This is a genomic window from Paraburkholderia sediminicola, from assembly GCF_046030555.1.
Taxonomy (GTDB): domain Bacteria; phylum Pseudomonadota; class Gammaproteobacteria; order Burkholderiales; family Burkholderiaceae; genus Paraburkholderia; species Paraburkholderia sediminicola_E.
The window spans coordinates 1-25,388 of record NZ_JAQQCH010000040.1; the positions used below are offsets into that span (position 1 = coordinate 1).

The window sequence follows — 25,388 nt, forward strand, 5'->3', positions numbered from 1 at the left end:
ATGCATGTTACAGCAAAGCTGTAATGTCGTACCTGGGCAAAGCTGAAACGTCGCATGCCATGCTGGCTGACCTTTGATGGGAGGCTCGCATGACGACATCCGGGACGATCACCATGACGATGCGCGAGGTTGACCGGCTCAATACAATCCAGTCGACGATCGTTGTCATTCTGACGACCTGACACGCCACACCGCCCGCACTATTTATGAATAGCGCTGCGCACGCTAGTCACATCGCGCGTCGTAACAGGCGGCGCCGCGTTGCCCCACGTATTGCGGACGAACGTCAACACCTGAGCCATTTCCTCGCTGGACAGCTTGTCCGCGAACGACGGCATCTTGCGCGAGAGCGGCCCATTCTCCGTGTGCGGACTCGCGCCACCCTCGACCAGCAGACGTACGAGCGACGTGGTCTGCGGCGCGAGCACAACGGGATTGCCCGCGAGCCGCGGATACTTCTGCACGACACCGAGGCCATCCGGCTGGTGACAACGCGCGCAATAGCTCAGGAAAATGCCTGCGCCCGGCCGCTCGACGTCGCCGGTGTGCAGCGCCTGCACGGTTTGCTGCGCCGCGCGTGAATACATGTCGTAGAGTCCAGCCGGCTCGCGCGGTGGCAAGCTCTTCAGGTACGCGGCGATCGCGGCCAGGTCGTCGTCGTTCAGATACTGCGTACTGTCTTCGACGACCTGAACCATGCTGCCGAACGTGACGAGCCCTCCGCCGTGCCCGCTTCTCAGAAACGCTACGATGTCCTGCGCCGGCACGTGTCCGAGACCCGAACCTGAATCGCCGGTTAGGTTCGGCGCGAACCAGTGGTCGTTGGTACCGCCTGTCAGGTAAAGATGCGCATCGCTGTCGTAGCCGCGTTCTTCATAGGCCGGCCCGCGCGGTGTGTGGCACGCGCCGCAATGGCCGAGCGATTGCACGAGGTAGGCGCCGCGATTCCACTGTGCGTCGTGCCCGGCTTGTGACACGTATGGTCCGCTCGGCACGAACGCCCAGTCCCAGAACATCAGCGCCCAGCGCTGGCTGAACGGAAAAGGCAGACGCGTCGGCGGCGCCGGCTGTGCGACTGGTTTGACGCCGTGCATGAAGTACGCGTACAGCGCTCGCATGTCGTCGTCGTTGATCTTCGCAAAGGACGGGAACGGCATCGCCGGATAGAGCCGCTTGCTGCCGGGCGCGATCCCCTCGCGCAGCGCTCGGGCAAAGTCGCCGTAGGTATAGCGCCCAATTCCATTGGCCGGATCCGGCGTGATGTTGGACGAATAGATCGTGCCGAACGGCGAGGCCATGCCCAGTCCGCCAGCGAAGGGAGCGGGCGGCGTTCCACCGCCCGCCTGGCCGCCGGTGGGCGCTGCGGTATGGCAGCCCGCGCAGTCGGCGGCTTTGGCCAGATACGCGCCACGGGCAATCAATGCTGGATCCAGCGCGGCTTGCGTGGCACCCGTAAGCGGCACGGCCGGTTGCGCCGCGCGCAGCGTCGCTGACCCGGCCAGCATGCCCGCGAAAGCTGCTGCACAACCCAACGCCAGCACAACGCGCAGATGCTGGCTGCTGAGCCGGCCGTTGAAACGGCCTCGCGTAGCGCGGCGTGCGGATTGGCGCGCGTTCATTTTCACCACCGGCACGGTGAGACGATCAGCACCGCGATATCGGTGGCGATCAGCGCAAACACGAACAGGGTGCTGCACATTGCCCCTACTCTTGCGAGGAAACCATCCAGCAGATCCTGTTCGTCGTTTGAATTACCTGGCATTCCAGAGCGAATCCGTTTGACGAACTGGATGTTGCGCCATGCAACGAAGGCACCCCAACAGCCCAGCACCAGACAGGCGAAATTGACCGCAAGAATGGCGGCATCCAGCCACGGCAACATTGGGGCCGTCAGCGGATGATTACGGGGAAAGCAACTATGTGCGGCCAATGCCTCGGTGATGCCCATCTGCATGATCCATGCGAACGGAGCGGCGAGCAAGCCGATCAGCGCGTGCGAACCGCGCAGGCGCGGCATGACAGCCGATGTGGAGGCCTGTGCTGCTGACGGCGTGTTGGTTCTGGTGGGACTCATGACGCTTGCCTGAACAGATACGGCGTCAGATACAAGGTGGCGAAGATAAACAACCACACCACATCGACGAAGTGCCAGTACAGTCCGCCGATCGTCAGCGCAACACAGCGCCGCTCGTCGAAGTACCCGAACGCCGTCCACAACAACAGCAGGAACAGCACGACGATACCCACCGCGACGTGCACCATGTGAAAGCCGGTGATCGTAAAGTAAAGTGAGCTGTACAGTTGCGCAGTCAGCCCATACGGATGGTTATGCCACTCGCGAAACTGGATGCCGACGAACATGATGCCGAGCACGACCGCCACGCCCATCGAGGCAACACCCCAACGCAGCTGTCTGCGCCGCACACAACGCTCGCAGAACCAGACGAAGCCGCTGCTCGACAACAGGATGCCGGTGTTCAGAATGCCGAGCCCGAGCCTGGGCAGCCCTTCGGGCGGCCATTGCTGGCCGGTTTGCGACGCAAGGTACAGATACGAAAAGATCAGATAACCGAACAGCGCCCCTTCGGTGACAATCAACGTGAGGCAACCCCACCACCCGCCCGAGCGCTCGCCGGCACTGCCGACGGGCAAGGTGGTCTCGCGAGGTGTTGTGACCTCGCCCATGTCAGTCTCCTGCGTCGGTCACGGTCTGTGGCTCGCGCTGGATGAGCGCGCGTTCGGGCCACAGCCACACCACGATGGTTATTGCACAAGCGAACAGCGTCGCCGCCGTGAAGAGCTCGGCGCGCAGCGCGAGCCCGGCGAACACGAGCGTCGCGAACAGGCCGAGCCAGAAAGGCGCGTACGAATCGTCGGGCATCTTCAGGATCACATCCGGCTTGCCCTCGAGCGCCGTGGTGCCGAGCGCTTCCCGGCCTTCACCCAGCAGGAAGCCCTCGTCGAGTTGCGAACGGCGGTGTGGCGCCCCGCCGTCTGCACCCTCTTCCATCCGCCCTTCCCACAGCGGATGGCGGCTCGCGATGATCGGCAGCACCGCAAAGTTATAGGGTGGCGGCGGCGACGAAACGGACCATTCGAGCGTCGGCGCATCCCACGGGTTATCGCCTGCAATGGCGCCGCGTTTGACGCTATAGAGCAGATCAACCAGGAAAATCAGCACGCCAAACGCGAATACGAACGAGCCGAGCGAAGTCACCAGATTCACGGTGTTCCAGCCCATGTCGGCCGGATATGTGTAGATGCGCCTCGGCATGCCAAGCAGCCCGGCGATATGCATCGGAAAGAACGCGACGTTAAAGCCGACGAACATCACCCAGAAACCGATCTTGCCAAGCCGTTCACTCATCATTCGACCCGTGAATTTCGGAAACCAGAAATAGATGCCGCCAATCACCGGAAACACATTGATGCCGAGCAACACGTAGTGCAGATGCGCGACGACAAAATACGTGTCGGTCAGTTGCCAGTCAAACGGCACGGCGGCCGTCATCACGCCCGACACGCCGCCCACCACGAACAGGAACACAAAGCCGGCAAAGAACAGGAACGGTGTGCGCATGACCGGCCTCCCCGTCCAGATCGTTGCGATCCACGCGAAAGTTGCCACGGCGCTGGGCACGGCGATCACCATGCTGGCCGCGCCGAAAAACGACAGCGCGAGCGCCGGGATGCCGGTCGCGAACATATGATGGATCCACACGACAAACCCCACCAGCATGGTCGCCACCGTCGAGAGTGCCACCGGCCCGTAGCCGACCAGCGGTCTGCGGCAGAACACCGGCAACGCGTCGGAGACGATGCCCATCGCCGGGAGCACGACCGCGTAGACCCATGGGTGCGCGAAAATCCAGAACAGGTGCTGCCAGAGCAAAGGACGCCCGCCGTTGAGCACGTCGAAGAAATGGGTGCCCACGCGCCGGTCCAGCCACAGTAGAAAAAACGCCAGGCTCACCGACGGTACCGCCAGCAGGTTGGCACCCGATGCGGTCAGCGTGCCCCACACCAGCACCGGCATCCGGTCGAGCGACATGCCTGGCGCCCGCATGCGCAGCAGCGTGACGACAAAGTTGATCGAACCGACGGTGGTCGAAATGCCGAGCAACACCATGCCAAGCGCGTACACGTCGATGTTGGGTCCCGTGTTGTACTCCAGTCCGGAGAGCGGCGCGTAGTTGAACCAGCCCGCATTCGGCGCTTCGCCAAGCGGAAAGCTCGCATAGAGAAACAGGCCCGCGAACAGGAACACCCAGTAGGAAAACGCATTGAGGCGCGGAAACGCCATATCGCGCGCGCCGAGAATCAGCGGCCACAGGTAGTTCGAGAAACCGGATAGCACGGGTAGCGCGTACAGGAAAATCATCGTCACGCCATGCATCGTGAAGAGCTGGTTGTACTGTTCGGGCGTCAGCACTGTGGCGTTGGGGCGCGCCAGTTGCACCCGCATCAGCAGCGCTTCGATGCCGCCCGCCAGCAGGAACACAAAGGCCGTCACCAGATAGCGCAGGCCGATAGTCTTGTGGTCGACCGTCGAGAACCCGCCGCGCCAGCCTGGCCGCGCTTCCCACAGTTCCCGCAAGCGCGCCTCCTCAGCGCTGCCCGGATCGATGCGGCCGATGCGCAGCGTGCGCGTCAGATCTAACGCCTCGGGTCGCGCTGAAGACACGGTGGTATCGGCCATCGGCGTGGCTCCTTCGTTAGTGCAGCGTGGACAGATACGCGGACAGCGCAGCGGCATCCGCTGCATTCAACGCAATGGACGGCATCAGCGAGTCGGGTTTGATCCGTTGCGCATGCTGGATCCAGTCGAGTTGATGCGCGGGCGTGTTGGTGAGCGCCCCGGCGGCCAGCAGGCGGCGCGCGTTCAGATGCGTCAGATCGGGTGCCTGGGCGCCCAGTGCATCGGTGCCGCGCACCGTGTGACACCCCGCACAGCGCTCGCCGAAGAGCCGCTGCCCCGCGGTTGCATCGGCGCTGCTCACCGCTTGCGCGGCCAGCCCCTGAGCGAGACGCCACGCATCGAAATCCTGTGCGCTTTGCGCGACCACCTCGAACGCCATGTGCGCATGCTGCGCGCCGCAGAACTGCGAACACTGGCCGCGATAGGTGCCGGGCCGGTCGGCCTCGATCCATTGTTCGTTAATCTGGCCGGGAATCGTCTGCGTCTTGCCGGCGAGTTGTGGCACCCAGAACGCGTGGATCACGTCGGCGCTTTGCAATTCGATCTTTACCGGTTCGCCGACCGGAATATGAATTTCATTGGCAGTCGCGAAGTTGCGCGCCGGGTCGGGCGCGTCGCTGTAGGCCACTTTCCACCACCAGTCGTACGCGGTGACGGTGATCGTCAGGTTCGGCTGCCGCGCGGGTGCCGCGACAGTTTCGAGGGTCATCAGCACATAAACAAGCGTCACGAGCAGCACGGCCGACGACACCCCGGTGCCGATATAGATCCACGCAAGTCCGCCGCTATCCGCATGGAGCGCGGCCGGGTCGGTACGCGGCCGGCGTCGCACAATGGCGACGAACAACAGCACCGCCACCAGCGACGACACGGCTGCCGCCAGCGCCGTGAGCATCCAGCCCAGGTGCATGGTGGGCGCCGCAGCAGGGCCGGCCGCGTGCAGGAAATAATTGAGAGGCGCGATGCCCGGCGCCGGTTGCGCGACGGCCGACTTCGCGGCAAACCAGGCCGATGCGGCACACATGCGCATTGCAAGGCCGTCGCGCAACGCCATCGTGAACTGTTGCCGTGTCCGCATCCGTCCCGTCTCCGTGAGTCCTGGTTTTGCGGCAGGCCACCCGGAAGGAGAACGACCTGCGTGTGGCGATCAGCAAAAAACGGGCCGCGCAGCGAGAGCCGTTTGCGACAAACAAGGGGCGGTTTTGCGCGGCCGTGTCATGCCGGTGAAAGGCGTGGAAGAATTCCAGGCGACGCACACTTTGGAGCGCAGCGACCACTTTTCCTTGCTGGCGTCTACAGCGCGGGGGGCACCGGGCCTCCGTACTTTCCCTCCAAAATCTGGCGATAGCTTGACTACAATGTAGTGATGCAAACGAAACTGCAACGGCAGTCTGTTCAGAGATCGCAGTCAGTAGTGTGACGTTCCAATTCCTTCATTGGAGGCATGGCCATGACCTGCCTGAGCGAAAGGATTGTCGGCGCAATATTTTGTTTGCTGAGCGCATATGCGTTCGCGGGCGGCCTTGCCACGGACTCGCCCGAAGAGATGACCGTGGCGAATATCGCGCCGCCGCCCGAGAAGCTTGCTTCGTCCATTCCGGAACCGCAACGCTATCTGCAGCGCTATGAAATGGAATATCAGCCGGATCAGGGGCAGCCGTTTTACGCTCAAATCGAGAACTTCTATAGTTCACCCGTGACCCACGACTTCCATCTCGGCAGCGACCGGGCCACACCTGCGCCTGAGCCTGAGGCGGCACCCCTGCAGGCGTCGAGTTATTTCCAGCTGGGCCCGTCGACGGCGCCGCAACTCTCGATTGTCCAGTTGTCGAACGCGACTTTAACGCTCGGTGCGCAACCGCAGCGAAGGCTGTCGTTGACCGTCAACGATTGGGTCTTTTCCGGCACGGCGCGTGTCGCGGTTTTCCATTCACACGATACGGGCGCGACGCTTTCTGTTCGGCACGGCTTTTAACCTGAGATCTACGGGTTAACTCGGCAATAGAGAGCCCCATCACCATGCAACCGATGCCGCTCGTCCCTGGCTGGCAAGACTTCGCGATCCGCCTCGCGGTAGCGCTCATCGCCGGCGCCGCGATCGGCCTGAACCGCGGCGAATCAGGCAAGGCCGCAGGGTTGCGCACGACCCTGCTGGTTTGCCTTGCCGCCTGCATTGCAATGCTTCAGGTGAACGTGCTGTTGCCGCAAGCCGGCAAACCGGAGCATTCGTTCGTAGTGCTCGACTTGATGCGTCTGCCGCTTGGCATCCTGTCCGGCGTCGGTTTCATCGGCGCGGGCGCAATTCTGCGCAAGGACGGTTTCGTTATGGGGTTGACGACCGCCGCGACGCTGTGGTTCGTCACCGTGATCGGACTGTGCGCAGGCGGCGGTCAGATCGCACTGGCAGTGGCCGGCACCGCGCTCGGCCTGATCGTACTGGAGGTGCTCGGCGTGCTCGAGCGCCATCTGCCGCGCAACCATCGCGCGTGGCTCACGATTGAATACGCCGCGGCGTCGCGCGAGCGCGACGAACTGATCGCGCGTCTTCAACAGCAACGCTGCAACGTGGACTCGAGGGGCGTACGCATGAACACGAGCAACGGGCTGCTCGAAGAGCGCTTCGAGATTCGCTGGCGCGCGCCGCTGAAGAGCGACGTGGTCGAGCGCGCGATGAGCGCACTCGTCGGCACCAGCAGCCACGCCGCCTCCTGGTCCGTCGAGGCATGAGCAGCGCCGCGCCGCGAGCGGTGTATTACGCGCTGGCGTCCAACGTCGCGGATCAGATCGAAAACGATCTGAAGAGCGCGTTTCCGACGGCAAGGTGGATATTCTTCGAGCCCGAGTTGCGCGAACACGGTAGTCATCTGCCGCAGAAGCGTTTGGAACGCGCGTTTGAGTGGTAACTGGCATCAAGCCAGAGGTCGCCATGCTGACGAATGGGATCTGCTGGCGCGACCGTTCGCCGCTGGCTCTTGCTTGACGAAAGGCCCGCAGATCTGCCGGCGGGCGCGCCCGCGGCATCCGCCGTGGCGGCGCCGCAGGACATGCACGAACTTCATGCGGCGCCGCCCGTTGCCTCATCGTCTTGACGTTATGCCGGTACCGTTTGCGCCAGCGCCGCGCGCGACCATACGCGATGCTGTTCCGCCGCTGCGATGAACGCTTTCAGCACCTCGGCGCTCTGGCTGTCGTCGCCGGTTGCAACGCCATCGGCATGGTCGGGCAGTTGCGCTGCGGCCAACACGTCGCGCCCCGCCCCGAGTGCGGCAATCGCTTTCAGATGCTTGAACGCTTCGAGCACGAAATGGCGCGCGTCGCCGGACTGCGCCAGCGTTTTTGCGCCGGCTTCGCCTCCGCAGACGATCACTGCGTCGAACATGATCGACGGCATGCCGGCAATCGTCGCGTCCGGCTGCAAACCGTCGATCGCAGCGAGGGTCGGTGCAATCAGCAAAGGCGTCGCGCCCTCGCCTCGCAGCGCCGCCTGAAGCTTCCTGATGGATGCAGCGTCGGCACCGGGGGCGGCCAGCAACGCGATCTTGCTGGTCTTGATGCCTGGCTTCACGCGATTGAGCAGGCTTAGCGCCGGTGAAGTCTGCGGCTTCGAGGCGGGTGGCGCCTTACCCTTCTTTGGCGCGGGCAAGCCCAGGCCGGCCGCGACCTTCGCGGCCAGACCGGCGTCGAAATTGGCAAGAATCTCGTTCACCACGCGCTCGCGAATCTCCGGCTTCGTCACTTTGCCGAGCTCAAACTGATACGCGGCGCTGATATGTTCCTGCTCGACCTCAGACATGCTGCGATAGAACAACGCGGCTTGCGAGAAATGATCGGCAAAAGACTCGCTGCGCACGCGGATCTTGACACCGTCGACACGTTCCTGATAACTCTCGAAGCCGCCGTCGGACGGCGCCGGATCGGTTTCTTTCGGCCAGCCTCCGCTCAGCGAGTTGGGCTCATAGGATGCCTGCCCCACGTTGATCGCCTGGCGATGCATCGCGTCACGCTGGTTGTTATGAAACGGGCACACCGGCCGGTTGATTGGAATCTCGTGGAAGTTAGGACCGCCCAGCCGGCTGATCTGCGTATCCGTGTACGAAAAGAGCCGCCCTTGCAGCAAGGGGTCATTGCTGAAGTCGATGCCCGGCACGACGTGGCCAGGATGGAACGCGACCTGCTCGGTCTCGGCAAAAAAGTTGTCCGGATTGCGATTGAGCGTCATTTTGCCGATGATCTTTACCGGCACGAGTTCTTCCGGAATCAGCTTGGTCGGATCGAGCAGATCGAAACCGAAGCTGTTTTCGTCCTGTTCCTCGACGATCTGCACGCCGAGTTCGAATTCGGGGAAGTCGCCCCGTTCGATTGCCTCCCACAGATCGCGCCGATGGAAGTCGGGATCCTTGCCGGCGAGCTTCTGTGCTTCGTCCCACAACAGCGAATAGGAGCCCAGCACCGGACGCCAGTGAAATTTGATGAAGCGCGCCTTGCCTTGCGCATTCACGAAGCGGAAAGTGTGAATGCCAAAACCTTCCATGGTGCGGAGGCTGCGTGGAATCGCGCGGTCCGACATGGTCCACAGCACCATGTGCGCGGACTCGGGCACCAGCGACACGAAATCCCAGAACGTGTCGTGCGCGGATCCGCCAGTGGGCATCTCGTTGGGCGCTTCCGGTTTGACGGCGTGTACGAAGTCGGGAAACTTGATCGCGTCCTGAATGAAGAACACTGGCATGTTGTTGCCTACCAGATCGTAATTACCCTCCTGCGTGTAGAACTTCACCGCGAAACCGCGCACGTCACGCACCGTATCCGCCGATCCGCGCGGCCCCTGAACCGTGGAAAAACGCACGTAGACCGGTGTCTGCACGGCCGGATCCTGCAGGAACGCGGCTTTCGTGTACTCGGTCATCGGCTCGTATAACTGGAATACGCCGTGTGCGGCGGAACCACGTGCATGCACGATGCGCTCGGGAATCCGCTCGTGATCGAAGTGCGTGATCTTCTCGCGCATGATGAAGTCTTCGAGGAGCGAGGGACCACGCGGACCGGCGCGCAACGTATTCTGGTTATCGGCGATCTTTACGCCCTGGTTGGTTCGCAGCGCTGCGCCGTCGGGACGTACGCGAAACTGTTCTAGATCCTGCGATTTGCTGTCGTCAGCCGGCTTGGCGGGCTGACGGCTACCGGTTTTTCCTGCCATGGAAACACTCCTTGCGTTAGCAGCGCCACGCGATGATTCGCATTGGCTCGAATGTCAGAATCAGCAAGCGTTGTTCCCGGTGCGTTTCGATACCGTCAGGCGAACAGCTTGTCTGGCGTAATCGGTAACTGCCGGATGCGCTTGCCGGTTGCGTGCCAGATCGCATTGGCCACTGCCGCCGCGACGCCCACCACGCCGATTTCGCCCACGCCCTTCACACCGAGCGGATTAACGATCTCGTCGCGCTCCTCGACGAACAGCACGTCGATGTCGTGGATATCCGCATTCACCGGGACGTGGTACTCCGAAAGGTTGTGGTTCATCTGGCGCCCTAAGGTGTGATCGAACTGACCGTCCTCATGCATCGCCATGCTGATGCCCCACACCACGCCCCCGGCGATCTGGTTGGCAGCCGTCTTGGGGTTGACGATGCGCCCTGCGGCGATCGCGCTCACCACGCGCGTGACCCGCACGACGCCGAGCGCTTCGTCGACCCGCACCTCCGCGAAGACGGCCGAGTGAGTGCCCATCGAATAGGCCTGCTGCCTGTCATGCGGTTTCACCGTGGCCTGTTCTTCGAGTTGATCGAGACCCGCCATGCGTAACAGTGCTTCGATTGCGACACTGTCCTGTTCATGCGGCCCGCAGGCGAGCCGTGCACCCGCGGCACGGCGAATTGCCTCACGCGGTGCCTGGGTAAAGCGTTCGCCGCCCTGCTGTTGCGCGAGTTCAACGAGCCGGTTATAGAGACGCTGGCACGCCACGTCCACCGCGCTGCCGACCGACGAGACCGTCCATGATCCCCCCTCGATCGGCGCTTTCGGCAGACGCGTGTCGCCCAGTTCGACACTGATGTCCTCGACGGTGCAGTCGAGTGCGTCAGCGGCAATCTGGCTCATCACCGTATAGGTGCCGGTGCCGATGTCGGCGGTCGAACTCGAGATAGTCACATGCCCATCATGGCGCAGCACGGCGCGTGCGGTCGCTTCGTTTTGCATCGCGTCCCACGCGCCAGTGGCCATCCCCCAGCCGATCAGTTCGGGTCCCTCGCGGCGTGCCCTCGGCGCGAGTGGACGCCCTTCCCAGCCGAAGCGTGCTGCGCCTTCGCGATAGCAGGTTTTTAGCGCGTTGCTGGAGAACGGCAGGTCTTTATTGGCGTCGCGTTCGGCGTAATTGACAAGACGCAATTCGAGCGGGTCCATCTTCAACGCGTAAGCCAGTTCGTCCATCGCCACTTCGAGCGGGAAAAGCCCGTGAGCCGCGCCGGGTGCGCGGGTGTCGGCTGGCGTCGGCACGTCGAGGCGCGCGACCTTGTAGCCCATGCTGACGTTCTCGCAGGCATACAGCTGCCCCGCCCAGTTCACTACGACGTCGCAGTAGTCTTCATATTGCGAGGTTTCCGACACGGCCTCGTGAATCACCGCGGTGAGCTTGCCATTGGGCTCGGCGCCGAGCGCGACGCGCTGGATGGATTGCGGGCGGTGCGCAAACGTGAACATCTGCTGCCGCGTCAGGACAACCCGTACCGGTCGCCGCAGATCGCGTGCGGCCATCACGGCAAGCGGCAAATGATAGTGCGGCCGCAGACCGGATCCGAATGCGCCGCCGACAAAGGGCGACACCACCTGGACATCGTCCTCGCCGAAGCCAAATACATTCATCAGATACTTCTTCGTATTCATGACGCCCTGAGTCTTCTCGTAGACGGTCAGTTTGCCGTGCGGTTCCGGCACCACGGTGCAAGCATGCATTTCCATCGGGCTGTGATATTCCGCAGGCGTCGCATAGAACTCATCCACGTGGACGGCGGCCTGCCTGAGTGCCCGCCTCGCGTCGCCGCGCTCGTGCGGCGGCGGCTCAAAACCGCCTTTTTCCAGCGAAGGCGGCACTGCGTCAGCGACGGCCTGGGTCAGATCCGTGCAATGCGGTCCGCGTTCATAGCTGACTTCGACGAGCGTAGCCGCGTGACGCGCGAGCTCCAGCGTCTCGGCGACCACCAGCGCGACCGGCTGGCCGCTGTACCACACGCGGTCGTCCCATAACGGCCGGAACGGGGTGCCCCCGGGCGCGACCTGATCTTTGTAGAGGGCGACGTCCTGTGGCAAATCCGGGCGGTTTTGATGGGTTAACACGCATAGGACGCCCGATATATCGAGTGCCGCGGCGGTATCGATCGAGACGATGTGCCCGCTCGCGATAGTGCTGGACACGACGAAGCCGTATACCAGCCCGTCAGCGGAAAAATCAGCGGCATAGCAAGCGCCTCCTGTCACTTTCAGGCGGCCATCGACACGGTTGACCGGTCTCCCGGTTGCCCGCGACTGCGTTTGCGCGACCTGCGGCGATGTCGGCCCGTTCATGATGTGAGCTCTCCGAACGAAGTTTGAGTAGCGGCTTCGAATGCGCGCATTACCGTGCGAATCGCGAGTTCGATCTTGAACGCGTTGTGGCGACGCCCTTGTGCGTCGCGCACGAGCGCCGTTGCAAATTCACGTACCGTCTGCGGCGTCAGGCGCGCGCCGCGCAGCGCCGCTTCGGCGCCCGTATCGCGCCACGGTTTGTGCGCGACGCCACCCAATGCGCAGCGCGCTTCGTGAATGGTGTCGCCGTTCAGTTGCAAACCCACGGCGGCTGAAACTAACGCAAACGCATACGAGGCGCGATCGCGGACTTTCACGTACGCGTGATGCGCGGCAAATCCCTCGGGCGGCAGCTCGACGGCCGTGACCAGTTCGTCGTCGCGCAAATTCGTATCGATCTGCGGGGTATTGCCGGGCAGCCGGTGAAAATCGACAAGCGGCATGGCACGCGCGCCGTCGCGTCCGCTCAGATGCACCGTTGCGTCCAGCACCGCGAGCGCGACGCACATGTCCGACGGATGCACAGCGATACAGTGTTCGCTCGCGCCCAGAATCGCATGAATGCGGTTGACGCCGTGCATCGCAGGACAGCCGCTGCCAGGTTCACGCTTATTGCAAGGCGTGCCCGCGTCGTAGAAATAGTGGCAACGGGTGCGTTGCAGCAGATTGCCACCCACCGTCGCCACGTTGCGGATCTGCGCCGAGGCACCCGCAAGAATCGCCTCGGCAAGCAATGGGTAGCGCCGCATGACCTCTTCGTCATAGGCCGCGTTGCTGTTAGTCACCAAGGCGCCGATTTTCAGGCCGCCGTTCGGTGTCGTCTCAATTGCCTTGAGCGGGAGGCGGTTAATGTCGATCAGCAACGACGGACGGGCGACGTGTTCACGCAGCAGGTCCACAAGGTTGGTCCCTCCGGCAATGAAGGCCGCAACCTGAGGGTTGCCATGCTGGCCACGCGTGCCGCCACCGTGCGCGACGATGGCGTGCTCGACGTCTGTTGCCCGGGCATAGGAGAAGCGATTCATTTCGACGCTCCCTGGGGCTGCTCCGCGACCGCCAGAATCGCGGCGACGATATGAGTGTAGGCGCCGCAGCGGCACAGATTGCCGCTCATCAGTTCACGGATGTCGTCAGGCGTATGGGCGTGCCCTTCGTTGAGCATCGCCACGGCCGAGCAGATCTGCCCCGGTGTGCAGTAGCCGCACTGGAACGCGTCGTGATCGATAAACGCCTGCTGGACGGGATGCAGTCGCTCGCCGTCCGCCAGACCTTCGATGGTCGTCACTTTCGCGCCGTCGCGTACCGCTGCGAGCGCAAGGCAGGTATTGATGCGCTGGCCGTCGACGATGGCGGTGCAGGCGCCGCATTGACCGTGGTCGCAGCCCTTCTTGGTGCCGGTCAGCCGGCAGTGTTCCCGCAACAGGTCGAGTAATGTTGTCCAGGGTTCAACCTCGAATTGCCGGATTGTGCCGTTGATCTCAAAGGTCACCGGCACCCGTTGACAGGCTGCCGCGGCGGCTTCGGGCGTCGCATGCTCATAGGTTGCGTTCATACCGAACTCTCCTCATCAAGATGCGAAGCGTGGCGCGCAAGCGACGTGCCCGTTGGGTCGTACGCGTTGACCGCCCGCCCAACGCCGTGCGCCGGACGCAGGCCTGATGCGACGCGGAAATCCTGCATCGACGCTGAAGAAACCAGGCAGGTACATGCGTTGCTCGCAGATGGACTGTTCGTGCCGCAACCAGATGCGGTGCTCATGGACGCCACAGACACAGCGCATATATGACATCGGCCGCGGCATGGCGTAACGCGTAACGCCATGCTTGCCATCCCCTCGTGGAGACTGCAATGACTCAAACCGTCGGTGACTTTATTGTAGAAAGACTGCATGCATGGGGCGTCCGGCGTATCTACGGGTATCCGGGAGACGGCATCAATGGCGTATTCGGGGCGCTGAACCGGGCGAAGGGGAAGATCGAATTCGTGCAGGTACGGCACGAGGAAATGGCCGCATTCATGGCCTCGGCGCACGCGAAGTTCACCGGCGAACTGGGTGTATGCATCGCCACTTCCGGACCGGGCGCCTCGCATCTGATCACCGGGCTGTATGACGCTCGCATGGACCATATGCCCGTGCTGGCGATTGCCGGACAACAGGCGCGCGCTGCGCTCGGTGGTCACTATCAGCAGGAGCTGGATCTGGTCTCGATGTTCAAGGACGTCGCCGGTGCGTTCGTGGAGCAGGCGAGCGTGCCTTCGCAAGTCCGGCATCTGGTCGATCGTGCGGTACGGACCGCGTTATCGGAACGCAAGGTCACGGCAATCGTGCTACCCAACGATCTTCAGGACCTCCCCTACGACGCGCCGGGCCGCAAACACGGCACCTTGCATTCGGGCGTTGGCTATCGCGCTCCGCGACTCGTCCCCTACCCTGACGATCTGCAGCAGGCGGCCGACGTGCTCAACGCCGGCAAGAAAGTCGCCATTCTGGTTGGCGCAGGTGCGCTGCACGCCACCGATGAAGTCGTCGCCGTGGCTGAGAAGCTCGGCGCGGGCGTCGCCAAGGCCTTGCTTGGCAAAGCGGCGTTGCCGGATGATTTGCCTTGGGTCACCGGGTCGATCGGACTGCTCGGCACTAAACCTAGCTACGATCTGATGAGCGAGTGCGACACCCTGCTGATGATCGGCTCCGGTTTTCCATACGCTGAATTCCTCCCGAAAGAAGGCGCCGCCCGCGGCGTGCAGATCGACCTCAAGGCTGACATGCTCAGCCTGCGCTATCCCATGGAAGTCAACCTGGTGGGCGACAGCGCCGAGACGCTGCGCGCTTTGCTGCCGTTGCTCGAGCAGAAACAGGATCGCGGGTGGCGCAAGAAGATCGAGGGTTGGACTGCCGACTGGTGGAAGACGCTCGACAAGCGTGCCCATGAGGCTGGCAAGAACGGCATGAACCCTCAGCGCAGCGTGTGGGAACTCTCTTCGCGCATACCGGCCAATGCAATCGTTACAAGCGATTCCGGCTCTTGTGCGAACTGGTATGCACGCGACCTGAAAGTACAACGCGGCATGATGTGCTCGTTGTCGGGAGGTCTTGCTTCGATGGGTGCCGCAGTGCCGTATGCGATCGCCGCAAAATTCGCGTACCCCGAGCGTCCCGTCATCGCGCTAGTCGGCGATGGTGCGATGCAGATGAACAACATGGCCGAACTGATCACGGTGGCCCGGTACTGGAAACAGTGGGCCAATCCGCGCTGGATCTGCATGGTGCTCAACAACAGCGATTTGAATCAGGTGACGTGGGAGCAGCGTGCGATGGAAGGCGACCCGAAGTTCGAGGCGTCGCAGGATATTCCGTCCGTGCCCTATCACCGCTTCGCGGAACTGATCGGCCTGAAAGGCATTTATGTCGATGACGCCGAACGTATGGGCGCAGCATGGGATGAGGCGCTCACGTCGGACCGGCCGGTGGTGATCGAGGTAAAGGCCGATCCGGATATTCCGCCGCTGCCGCCGCATATCACGCTGGCGCAAGCCAAAGCATTCGCATCGACGCTGATCAAGCGCGATCCGAACGAAGGCAACGTTATCGTCGAAACAGCGAAACAGGTACTCGACGCCGTGTTGCCGGGGCACCGCGACAAATGATGTCTGTCGAACCGCAACAACGGCTCGTCGATGACGGTGGCAGCGGCCTGAGCGATTCGTCGGCCCAGGCACGCGTGCATGTCAGGCGCGCCGGCCGCTGTGCCCCGACAGTTGCGCAATCAGCTTCTTGTTGAAAGCGGGAAGATCGTCCGGCTTGCGGCTCGTGATGAAGTTGCCATCCTCGACAACCTGTTCGTCGACCCATGTGCCGCCGGCGTTGCGGATGTCGTCCTGCAAACTGGGCCAGCTCGTCATCGTGTGGCCCTTGACGATGCCCGCTGAAATAGGCAGCCAACCACCGTGACAGATCACCGCCACAGGTTTGTTCGCTCCGTCGACCGCGCGCACGAACGCCTGTGCTTCCGGAATCAACCGGATCGCGTCGCTGTTCACCACGCCACCGGGCAATACGACCGCATCGTAATCGTCGGGACGGACTTCGCCGAACGTTGCGTCCACGTCGACCTTTTCACCTTTGTCGACATGCTTGAAGCCCTGAATCTTGCCGGCCTTTGCCGAGACTACATGCACCTCGGCGCCGGCTTCCGTCAGCGCGCGTTTCGGTTCGAGCAACTCCGCCTGCTCGAAACCGTCGACCGCGAGCACCGCGACCTTGCATCCTGCGAGTTCCTTAGCCATTTGTCGTACTCCATTGGGAAGTCAGGAAATTCCGCGACGGCCTGGTATCGAGTCCGATACCTCGACGCCTGGCGTAGCGGCCTTCCATCTGGGGCGAGCAAGCACGGTGCCCGCGCCGCCTATGGCCGCATTGTCCCGGCGACGCACGCACGCGCGCTGCACTATTCCGCGAGGCACAGCCCTTGCGGCTTTATTCGTACGCGAGCTGTCACAGGCTCGCTGCAATGTAACCCTACTTGTGGAGGACTCGACGATGAAAACCTCGACGAAGAAACTGATTGTTTCGGCGCTGGTGATGGCATTTGCAGGCGGCGCGTATGCGCAGGCAGGCGGCGCCGGGATGGGTGGTGGTGCCGCGGGTGCGGGCGGTGGCGGAACGGGTGGTGGCGGCGCCGCGGGTGTGGGCGGTGGCGGAGGGGGCGTGGGAACGGGAGGCGGCGGTACCATGGTTCGGCCGGGCTCGTCGTCGGCGCCGAATACGAGCGGCTACGGCAGCCCAGGTAACACGGCTACCGGCGGTGGGCAAGGTACGGGGACAGGCGCCTCGCCTAACACGATGATGCCGAATGGCGCGAATTCGGCGTCCCCGAACGGAACGAGCGGCATGAACGGCATGAACGGCAACGGCATCAATCAGCCGCAGCCGGGTACGATGCACAACGGCCAATAACGGTGAGCGCTAAGCCGTAATCTTGACCGATGGAGAACCGCGCGGCCCGTTCGGGCCGCGCATACCGAATGTCGTCGATCCCGCAACCTGCCTGAGTATAAAAATGACGGGTGAATCTGGCCGCGAGCCGGAAAATCACGCATCCGTCCCTGTGCGTAAAGAGTCGGCATTGCCCGGTTCCTGGGTTTGTACTTGTGCCTGCCCCGGTTCCCGCATTTGCGCAGCCCGCGCACACGCCCGCAGTAACTGCTGGAACGACGCAACGACGGGAATCGCACGTCCCGGTATCGTGACAGGTGAAGATTCGCTAGCGGATTCGTCCTCTGTCGTCATGCCCAGTATCACTTCGCGGGGAACCCGTCCCTCGCTCAATCGCTGCAGCAGGTTGCGCAGATACGGCAGCCGTTCGCTCGCGTCGAACGAAATCACGCAGACTACGGGACAGGACGCAAGCCGTGCTTCATCAAGACGCCCTGCGGCAAACCGCTCATAGCTTGCGTGCGACGCCTCGAAACCATGTTTGTTCAGCAGTTGCACAGCGATTGCAGTCAACAGATCGTCCAGCTTGCCGCGACCGCCGATACATAGCACGGATACCGGCTGCACCCGTTCACCGTCGGACGTGATCATCGTCGCATCACTGACTGCCTCCAGTTCGGCGATGATCGTATGCGTTGCCGACCGGACCAGCCTCAGTTGGGGCGACGGCACTACCCCGCGCCGGACGTCGGCATGTGCGATCCGCAGGCCGGCCAGTATCGCGTCGTCGTAATAAGCCGTCAGCGAGCATTCTTTTAGCAGCGTGCCCGCCTGGTGCAACGCTTCCAGCGGATCGTTGGCCAGCAGTCTCTGATAGAGATTTTCGGCTGGCGTCAGGCCGGGACGATCGCCGAACAGAACGTCGAGAAATTCGAGCCGTTCGACATGGCGCCCAAGCGTGACGACGCACAGCATCAGCGGGGTCGATAGCACCAGTCCCACCGGCCCCCACAGCCAGCTCCAGAAAATCGCCGCGACGATCACGGCAAGTGGGGAAAGCCCGTTGCCGCGCCCATACAGCAGCGGCTCGATCAACTGACTCGAAATTCCCTCGGTCACCGCAAAGAGGCCCGCCGTGCCGGCCGCCATCCACCATCCTGGACTGACCGCGGCGGCCATGACCATCGCCATCAGCGCCGCGATCCAGGCGCCGACGTACGGCACAAATCGCAGCAGCGCCGTCATGACGCCGAACAGCAGCGAGCCCGGCATGCCGATGATCGCCAGGCCGGTTGCGACGAAAACGCCAACGCCGGTATTGATCGCCAGTTGCATCGCGAAATAGTGGCTCAGGCGGCCAGCGGCTTCACTGATTGCCGTCGACGTGCGATGCAGGTCGCCCGAACCGAAGAGCCGGATCATCCGGTCGCGCAACCGCTCGCGCTCCAGCAGGATGAAAATCGCGACCACCAGCACGATACCGGCTGTTTCCAGCGGGCTGACCACCGGCGACAGATAGCGCTGAGCCAGTTCGATCGGCGACGGTGTCGGCTCGTGCACTTCGACGGGCATCGGCGCACGGCTGTTCGCAAAAGCCGGATTGTCTTTCCTGGATGCGTCGCCAGGCGGCGGCGTGAAGCGATTCAGTGCATTCGACACGCTCGCGAGCAGCGTATCCGCGCGGCCAAAGGTCTTTTCCTGCACGACCCTGATCTTGTGCTCGACCGTCCATTGATACTGCGGCAGATCCTCCGCCAGTTGCGCCACCTGCGCCCCGATCAGCACGCCGGCAGCCGACAGTACAGAAAGCGCGAATAGCACCGCGACGATCACCGACGGCAACTGGCCGAAGCGGAATCGTCTTAGCAACCCGACGAGCGGCGCAACGATAAAGCTGAGTAACACGGCCAGCGTAATCGGAATCAGCACGCCCCGCCCGACATACAGCGCGGCGATCACAACCACGCCGCTGGCGAGCGAATTCAGCGCGCGCAAGCTCTGCAGTGCGGGCGCCAATTCCTGCTGGCGCGGCGACGGATGGGGTGGTAAGCGGGGTTTCATGAACGGACCGGTGCAATCTGTCTGCCGGGGACACCGCAAACGCTGTTCCCGGCAGGCACCGTTGGGAGATACCTTGCCCGGTCCCTGTCATTTTCACGAAGAAAGCGGGCGTAGAGGTTAGGCAAGGTTAGGCAAACACCGACCGGCAGAGGCAGGCAATCAAAAAAGTGGCTACCTTAAATTACCTCTAAATGGATATTTTATAATGCCACTTGAACGCCTAATCTGTATCGGGTTTCGCAAGACGCTGGTTTGAGCTCACGGAAGCCATGCCGCTCGCGAATCATTTCTGCACAAACCATGAAGGAAAGAAGTCGTGAAAAACATGCACACCGACGCGAATCCCGAACGTCAGCAATTCAACGCAAGGCGTAATCGCATGAAAATGCATACGCTTATCGCGATGGTCGCACTCACCGGTCTTTCCCTCGCTGGAATTTCCCATCCCGCACTCGCCGCCGATGCAGCCGTTGCACATGAGACGATTACGCCCGCGTTCACTGAGGCAATCGCCAACGTTCCGGGCAAAACGATGACGGCGCTGGTCGTCGACTATGCACCGGGCGGCAAGTCGTCACCGCATCGGCATGGGCGGGCTTTTGTGGTCGGCTATGTGCTGTCGGGTGCGATCCGCAGCCGTGTCGACAATGGCGAGGAACGCGTCTTTCATGCCGGCGAACACTGGACTGAGAAACCCGGCGCGCATCACATGGTCAGCGAAAACGCGAGCAATACGGAGCCCGCGAAGCTGCTGGCAATTTTTGTGGCGGACACGAATGATAAAAACCTGGTCACGTTTGACAAACAGTGAGCGCGTAACGTGAATCCCGCCGAACGCGCCAGTCGTACCGCTTATCAATCTCCTGCACGTTAAAAGCGGTGAGTCCGTCGGAAATGAGCCGGATATCTTCAGCATCCGGCGCATCCGTAATGATGGTTGATGTCGGCATAGCGTATGCCGTCATTTATGGGTCGGTCCGGCGGCTCTTTCGCGCATTCTCTCGCGCCGCCCTCGCCGCCTGGCGCTGCTTTTTTGCTTTGGCCGACTTCACCGCGGCCTCCCTTCCCGGCCATAGCGACACACCGACCGCGATCATAAACACCGCAGCGAGGCCAATTCCCAATCCCATCCCCAGATCTGTCTTCCATTCTCCAGTCTCGACCGCTTCACTTCGCCACGCGAACGATGGATGATCGGCCGACACCCGTAGCCCTCCGGCAGCGGCCCGATCACAGAACCTTTTCGTGAGCGCTTCCTCGTCACGCTCGCTAACGACAGGATCCGGCCCGCGGCTATATCTCGGCGAATCCGGTGGCGTCCAGGTTTCCTGGTAATGCCGGTTGAAACCGCTCCCGTAACTGAGGGTGGCCGAAACTTCCCACCACGAATCGTGTTTGCCATAGTGCCTATACATCGAACATTGATCGACACGCGCCACGACCACCGGCCAGTTGCGTGCCCGCCAAAGCATGGCGGCATCGCAAAGCCCTTTTACGGCTGCAACGAGAGCCATCAGTCCGAACAGAATGAGGACGATCGAACGAATGCAGGAGAAAAAGGTTTTCACTGGATACCACTCATCAATGGACCTGCTGCCAGCTGATGCGACCGACCCTCGCGCTCAGCAACGCGTCGGCTATACGGCATCGACGTCGCTTGCCGCCGGCAGCCCGGTAGTCTGCGCAACGCCACATTGGTGACAATGCGGAAAGAAGGAAAAATTCCGGCCGCCGCACCCGCAGAGATTGAACAGTCTCAATCCGCAGTGCACACAGAATGTAGAGTCGTCACCACCCAGACTCCATTGCTTATCGCATGATGGGCAACGCTTTTTCTCGAATGAACGAACAGCCTTGTCGTATCCGATCGCGCGCGCGTTCGCCCTGATCCTGCTGCAGTTCGAGGCGTTTTCGTTCGACGTAGCGCTGGAACGCTTTCAGCATATAAAGGCCGGCAAACACCGTGAGCGCAATGCCGACCAATACCCTGACGTATCCTCCGAAATTCGGCAGATACGGAACCAGTTCGATAAAAAAGGCGCTCAATGCGAACAGCGCAAAGCCGTATATGAATGGCCAGTAACGGGCCTTGCGATAGCGGATGAACAACCAGACAGCCACTAGCAGAATCGGCAACGTCAGCGCGAGCCGAAGGCTGAACACCTGCAACTCATAATGCCGGGTCGCTTCATTGAACCGCCGCTCGGTTACGGCGTCTTCATCGGCGATTTGCGATTCCAGCTGGGATTGCTTTGATCCGAGCGCCCACTGCTGGTCGCCAATCACATCTATCTGATGCTGCCAGCTGATTGCGACCGCCTGGAGTGCGTCCAGTTTACGGGTCCGCGCGAGAATGTCCGGGTCGCGCGAACCGTCTCCCGTCAAATCGCCGGTTGTCGAATGCCGTCATTGGCTGCCAGAGTCATTGCGCACGCTCGACGATCCACTTGCTTTGCTCCGGCGGCCGCAAGGCGATGTGTTTGTCGATGGTGTGGCCACCGGGCTGAAGGTGTTCGCAAACGCTGACCATCGACTGGTGCGGCGGCGGCCGCACCTTCATCTGCACCGCGATGGCGGCCGGCGATTACGCGATGCGTCGCCGTCAGTGGAACCCCGAGCATGGATTCACCCTGATCGACGACACGGCTTCGTCAATTTCCCCGTCCGCTTAGAACTTCGGATGACATTCGAAATTCACTGACGATGCATGCGCGCTCATCATCTGCACGCCACTCACCGTTTCAGTCGTGACGCTGCTCTGCATGCCGCGCCGTTCGCAATAGTCGCGCGCCTCGCTGACGGCGTGTTCGTGTGCGCGGGCCCAAGCCATCCGCCCGCCCGTTGCGCTCGCCGCGACGGTGTAGGTGCCGGGCTTGTCGGTGGCGGCAACGTCACTCGCCGATACGCATCCCACCAGGCTGGCACACGCGGCCACCGCCGCGATCAGCGAGCGCCCCCGGCTGAACAACAGGCTTTGACGCTCCTGCGCTACGGATGCCCGCTCCTGGTCGGGCATGTGATCTGAAACATTGTTCAACATGATTCGCCTACATTTTTTAACCGTTTTACCAATCCCGGAATTATGCGCAATCAGACGCGCGAGATCAGCCTCGTCATCCGAAAACACTGTTGCATACGCCTGAACAATCGCCGCCGGCCCGTGTCCGGATGGCGCTTCGCCGGGTCGCGGTATGAAGGACGCGCGGCGTGATCCCGTCGGCCTGAGCCGGGTTTTCATCGCGCTTTTCTGTCATGCAATTTCTGCACTCTCCTCATAAAAACAATGCACTGGCTTTATCCCGCCAGTTCGCTTGAAATTGGCACGGTCATTCCATTTTGCCGCGAACGGCCGGGGGCGTAGAGCCCAGACCGCACTCGCTCCGCAGCAAGGGCTGTGCAATCAAGTCCGCTACAGGCGGATATAAAAAGAGGAGACATGCATGCGTTTTATCAATCATGGCGTTTGCGGAGCCACGCTGATTCTTGCCGCTGGTGGCGCCGCGGCCGCCGAGTCGAGCGTGACCTTGTATGGCGTCGTCGATGCGAACATCCAGTATCTGGACAACGGCGGCGTCCATTCGTACTCGGAAAAAAGCGGCGGCTCGACGGGGTCCCTGTTCGGCCTGAAGGGCAGCGAGGACTTAGGCGGCGGCCTGAAGGCGCAGTTCAACGTCGAAACGGGCTTTAACGTGAACAACGGCGGGTTGTTCGCCGACACCTCGGCGCTCTTCTATCGTCAGGCATGGGTCGGTCTGAGCGATGACAAATACGGATCGGTAACCATGGGACGTCAGTACGAGCCGAGCTTCCGGGTCATTTACCCGTCCGATCCGTTTCGCGCGAACGAAGTGTTGTCGCCGTTTTCAGCGAACGTGCTCGCCGTCGACCGGAACACGCTGTCGACGCAATACGATTCCGGCCGCGCCAGCAATTCGATCATGTATCAATCGCCCAATCTGAAGGGCCTGCAGTTTTACGGCATGTATGCGTTCGCCGCAACGGTGACCCAGCCGGTGCCGGCCACGACGGGCAACATGCTGAACGTCGCGGCCACTTACACGGGGTACGGTTTCTATGCGGGTCTTGCGTATGTGAACCAGCATCCGGGACAGGAAACCATCACCGGCCTGCCTGGTTCGTTGAGTTTGCTGGGCACCGAGCACTTCATCGGCGCGCTCGCTTACCGGATCGGCATTGTGAACTTCCAGTTCAACTACTCTTACAACCGCTCTAAGGACCCGGCGGCGGGATCGCTTGCCGCGCACCTCGGCACCGGCCATTCGCTCAGCATTGCGGAGTTGGGCGCCACGATTCAGGCAACCCCGGCCGACGTGATCGCGATTGCCGGCGTGCAGCGCAACGTGCGCGGCGCGCATGACAACACGCCGGGCATTGAACTCGGCGTCGATCATTCGCTATCCAGACGCACCAGTCTCTACATGCGCGCGGGCTATATGAAGAACAACGGTTCCGCCACGGTGAGCTGGCCGGGCGTGACCGTAACTGCCCCAGGAACAAAGCAGATTCTTGCGACCGTGGGTATGACGCATCGGTTCTAAGGCGAATCGCGGCCGCTGGGTGGTGCGGGAGCGCCGCCTCGCGGCACAGCTTTGGCAAAACACTTCCGGAATCGCACTTCACCGACTAGTCTGTAAGCACATCAAGCGAACGGACCGGACGCTGAACCGGAGGAGACATCGATGGATATTGAAGCACGCACCATAACGCGCGTGACGGTCCGGCTCGTGCCGTTCCTGATCGTCTGCTATTTCATTGCTTATCTCGACCGGGTCAACGTCGGCTTTGCTGCACTGCAAATGAACAAGGCGCTCGGGCTGTCCGCGAGCGCATTCGGCTTCGGCGCAGGTATCTTCTTCATTGCGTATTTCTTCTTCGAAGTCCCGTCCAATCTTCTGCTCGAGAAATTCGGCGCCCGGCGCTGGATCGCCCGGATCATGTTCACGTGGGGGATCCTTGCGGGTGCGATGGCGTATATCCCCAACATTGCCCGCATCACCGGCTTCTCGCCCGCGCATGTGTTTTACGGCTTGCGCATCCTGCTGGGCGTGGCCGAAGCAGGTTTCTTCCCCGGCATCATCTTCCTGCTCACATTGTGGTTTCCCGCTGCCTATCGCGCCCGCGTGGTCGGCTATTTCATGGCGGCCATTCCGCTGTCGACGGTGATCGGCGGCCCGATTTCCGGCGCCCTCCTCTCGATGGATGGACACGGGGGACTGGCCGGCTGGCAGTGGGTCTATCTGATCGAGGCGGCGCCCGCGCTGCTGCTTGCGTTCGCCGTGCTGTTCTATCTGACCGACAAACCGGCGGATGCCAGCTGGCTTGCCGACGACGAACGTGACTGGCTCGTCGCCCGCCAGGCGCAGGAGCGCGAGCATCGCGAGGCCGTGCGTACGTTCAGTGTGAAGGAAGCGCTGTTCAATCCGCGCGTTCTGGCCGTCGCGCTCATCTACTTCGGTGCGAACGCAACCAACTATGGCCTGAGTTTTTTTCTGCCGCAGATCGTCAAGTCCTTCGGCCTCACCAATCTGCAGACCGGTTTCGTGACGTCGCTGCCTTACATCGTCGGCGTGATCAGCATGATTTATTGGGGGCGCCATTCGGACCGCAAGCTCGAACGCAAATGGCACGTGGCGATCGCATTGCTGGTCGCGGCCGGCGGTATCGCGGCGGCGGCCGGGCTCGACGATCCGGTGCAGAAGATGATCGCGCTGTCGATTGCCGGGTTCGGCATCTTCGGCTGCCTGCCGGTGATCTGGACCTTGCCGGCCGCGTTCCTGTCGGGCGCGGCGGCGGCGGGCGGCATCGCCGCCGTCAATTCCCTCGGCAATCTGGCGGGATTCTTCGGGCCTTACGCGATGGGCTGGATCAAGGACAGCACCGGCGGCTTCGGCGCCGGCCTGCTGTGTTTGTCGGGTGCCGGATTGGTCGGCGTGGCGGCCGTGCTTCTGCTGCGTCATGACACGGCGCTTGAGGCGGCGTGCAGCCTTCCTCCGGACCCGGGCGCGACGGGCGGCACGAAGGTGGCGAGGTCGTAGCGCCGTCTGCGCAGCGCCGGATACCGCAGGCCTGACTGGTCAGGGACGGAATCGCTGATCAGAAGGAAGCGTGTCGAGCCGC

The 25,388-nt window shown here is 62.2% G+C and carries 20 protein-coding genes and 2 pseudogenes; 8 read left to right on the forward strand and 14 right to left on the reverse strand.

Annotated features, from left to right (window positions below):
- Positions 1-200: 200 nt before the first annotated feature.
- The 5 genes from PQQ52_RS32755 to coxB are packed head-to-tail and all read right to left on the reverse strand — an operon-like array spanning position 201 to position 5,777.
- Positions 201-1,619, reverse strand: a complete 1,419-nt coding sequence (locus tag PQQ52_RS32755) for a c-type cytochrome (protein WP_408220872.1) — start codon at positions 1,617-1,619, stop codon at positions 201-203.
- Positions 1,620-1,621: 2 nt separating this feature from the next.
- Positions 1,622-2,074: a hypothetical protein gene (locus tag PQQ52_RS32760; protein ID WP_408220874.1), complete on the reverse strand. Its 453-nt coding sequence runs from the start codon at positions 2,072-2,074 to the stop codon at positions 1,622-1,624.
- Positions 2,071-2,685 (reverse strand): cytochrome c oxidase subunit 3, encoded by a 615-nt coding sequence (locus PQQ52_RS32765; RefSeq protein ID WP_408220876.1) that lies wholly within the window; start codon positions 2,683-2,685, stop codon positions 2,071-2,073. Before PQQ52_RS32765 ends, PQQ52_RS32760 begins: the two co-directional genes overlap by 4 nt.
- Before the next feature lies 1 nt (position 2,686).
- Entirely contained in the window at positions 2,687-4,699 is a 2,013-nt protein-coding gene (gene ctaD, locus PQQ52_RS32770) for a cytochrome c oxidase subunit I (RefSeq protein WP_408220878.1), read from the reverse strand.
- A 16-nt stretch (positions 4,700-4,715) separates the two neighbouring features.
- A complete protein-coding gene (gene coxB, locus PQQ52_RS32775; protein WP_408220880.1) occupies positions 4,716-5,777 on the reverse strand; it encodes a cytochrome c oxidase subunit II in 1,062 nt (353 codons plus the stop codon).
- A gap of 372 nt (positions 5,778-6,149) precedes the next feature.
- Here coxB and PQQ52_RS32780 point away from each other — a divergent pair, with 372 nt between their 5' ends.
- From PQQ52_RS32780 to PQQ52_RS32790, 3 genes are read left to right on the forward strand one after another with little or no spacing between them, the layout of a single operon-like run.
- The gene (locus tag PQQ52_RS32780; RefSeq protein ID WP_408220882.1) at positions 6,150-6,674 is read left to right on the forward strand and encodes a hypothetical protein; all 525 of its coding nucleotides are present in this window, start codon (positions 6,150-6,152) and stop codon (positions 6,672-6,674) included.
- Between the two features lie 44 nt (positions 6,675-6,718).
- A complete protein-coding gene (locus tag PQQ52_RS32785) occupies positions 6,719-7,426 on the forward strand; it encodes an MgtC/SapB family protein (protein WP_408220884.1) in 708 nt (235 codons plus the stop codon).
- On the forward strand, positions 7,423-7,602 hold the full coding sequence (locus PQQ52_RS32790; protein WP_408220886.1) for a hypothetical protein: 180 nt from the start codon (positions 7,423-7,425) through the stop codon (positions 7,600-7,602). The genes PQQ52_RS32785 and PQQ52_RS32790 overlap by 4 nt, the downstream gene beginning before the upstream one ends.
- A gap of 188 nt (positions 7,603-7,790) precedes the next feature.
- Here the strand turns inward: PQQ52_RS32790 and katE are convergent.
- The 4 genes and pseudogenes from katE to PQQ52_RS32810 all read right to left on the reverse strand — a co-directional run.
- Positions 7,791-9,935 (reverse strand): annotated as a pseudogene (gene katE / locus PQQ52_RS32795) (catalase HPII); the annotation flags it as partial.
- A gap of 56 nt (positions 9,936-9,991) precedes the next feature.
- Positions 9,992-12,256, reverse strand: a complete 2,265-nt coding sequence (locus PQQ52_RS32800; RefSeq protein WP_408220888.1) for a xanthine dehydrogenase family protein molybdopterin-binding subunit — start codon at positions 12,254-12,256, stop codon at positions 9,992-9,994.
- Positions 12,253-13,281: an FAD binding domain-containing protein gene (locus PQQ52_RS32805; protein WP_408220890.1), complete on the reverse strand. Its 1,029-nt coding sequence runs from the start codon at positions 13,279-13,281 to the stop codon at positions 12,253-12,255. Before PQQ52_RS32805 ends, PQQ52_RS32800 begins: the two co-directional genes overlap by 4 nt.
- On the reverse strand, positions 13,278-13,808 hold the full coding sequence (locus PQQ52_RS32810; protein ID WP_408220892.1) for a (2Fe-2S)-binding protein: 531 nt from the start codon (positions 13,806-13,808) through the stop codon (positions 13,278-13,280). Before PQQ52_RS32810 ends, PQQ52_RS32805 begins: the two co-directional genes overlap by 4 nt.
- A gap of 296 nt (positions 13,809-14,104) precedes the next feature.
- Here PQQ52_RS32810 and PQQ52_RS32815 point away from each other — a divergent pair, with 296 nt between their 5' ends.
- A complete protein-coding gene (locus tag PQQ52_RS32815) occupies positions 14,105-15,901 on the forward strand; it encodes a thiamine pyrophosphate-requiring protein (RefSeq protein ID WP_408220894.1) in 1,797 nt (598 codons plus the stop codon).
- An 81-nt stretch (positions 15,902-15,982) separates the two neighbouring features.
- On the opposite strand, the gene PQQ52_RS32820 is transcribed toward PQQ52_RS32815, so the two are convergent.
- On the reverse strand, positions 15,983-16,540 hold the full coding sequence (locus PQQ52_RS32820) for a type 1 glutamine amidotransferase domain-containing protein (RefSeq protein WP_408220896.1): 558 nt from the start codon (positions 16,538-16,540) through the stop codon (positions 15,983-15,985).
- 253 nt (positions 16,541-16,793) lie between these two features.
- Here PQQ52_RS32820 and PQQ52_RS32825 point away from each other — a divergent pair, with 253 nt between their 5' ends.
- Positions 16,794-17,210, forward strand: coding sequence for a hypothetical protein (locus PQQ52_RS32825; protein ID WP_408220898.1), 417 nt, complete (start codon positions 16,794-16,796; stop codon positions 17,208-17,210).
- A 135-nt stretch (positions 17,211-17,345) separates the two neighbouring features.
- Here the strand turns inward: PQQ52_RS32825 and PQQ52_RS32830 are convergent, their stop codons facing one another.
- A complete protein-coding gene (locus PQQ52_RS32830) occupies positions 17,346-19,250 on the reverse strand; it encodes an AI-2E family transporter (RefSeq protein WP_408220900.1) in 1,905 nt (634 codons plus the stop codon).
- Positions 19,251-19,629: 379 nt separating this feature from the next.
- On the opposite strand from PQQ52_RS32830, the gene PQQ52_RS32835 reads away from it, so the two are divergent.
- A complete protein-coding gene (locus tag PQQ52_RS32835) occupies positions 19,630-20,061 on the forward strand; it encodes a cupin domain-containing protein (RefSeq protein WP_408220943.1) in 432 nt (143 codons plus the stop codon).
- Positions 20,062-20,215: 154 nt separating this feature from the next.
- Here PQQ52_RS32835 and PQQ52_RS32840 read toward each other — a convergent pair whose 3' ends face one another.
- The 3 genes and pseudogenes from PQQ52_RS32840 to PQQ52_RS32850 form a co-directional block, all read right to left on the reverse strand.
- Positions 20,216-20,818, reverse strand: a complete 603-nt coding sequence (locus tag PQQ52_RS32840) for a DUF3592 domain-containing protein (protein ID WP_408220902.1) — start codon at positions 20,816-20,818, stop codon at positions 20,216-20,218.
- Between the two features lie 69 nt (positions 20,819-20,887).
- Positions 20,888-21,644, reverse strand: a pseudogene (locus tag PQQ52_RS32845) (hypothetical protein); the annotation flags it as partial.
- A gap of 274 nt (positions 21,645-21,918) precedes the next feature.
- Complete coding sequence (locus PQQ52_RS32850) at positions 21,919-22,290, reverse strand: hypothetical protein (protein ID WP_408220945.1); 372 nt, start codon at positions 22,288-22,290, stop codon at positions 21,919-21,921.
- Positions 22,291-22,690: 400 nt separating this feature from the next.
- Between PQQ52_RS32850 and PQQ52_RS32855 the strand changes: the two genes are divergently transcribed.
- Positions 22,691-23,809 (forward strand): porin, encoded by a 1,119-nt coding sequence (locus PQQ52_RS32855; protein WP_408220904.1) that lies wholly within the window; start codon positions 22,691-22,693, stop codon positions 23,807-23,809.
- Positions 23,810-23,950: 141 nt separating this feature from the next.
- Entirely contained in the window at positions 23,951-25,306 is a 1,356-nt protein-coding gene (locus tag PQQ52_RS32860; protein WP_408220906.1) for an MFS transporter, read from the forward strand.
- The last annotated feature ends 82 nt before the right edge of the window (positions 25,307-25,388 follow it).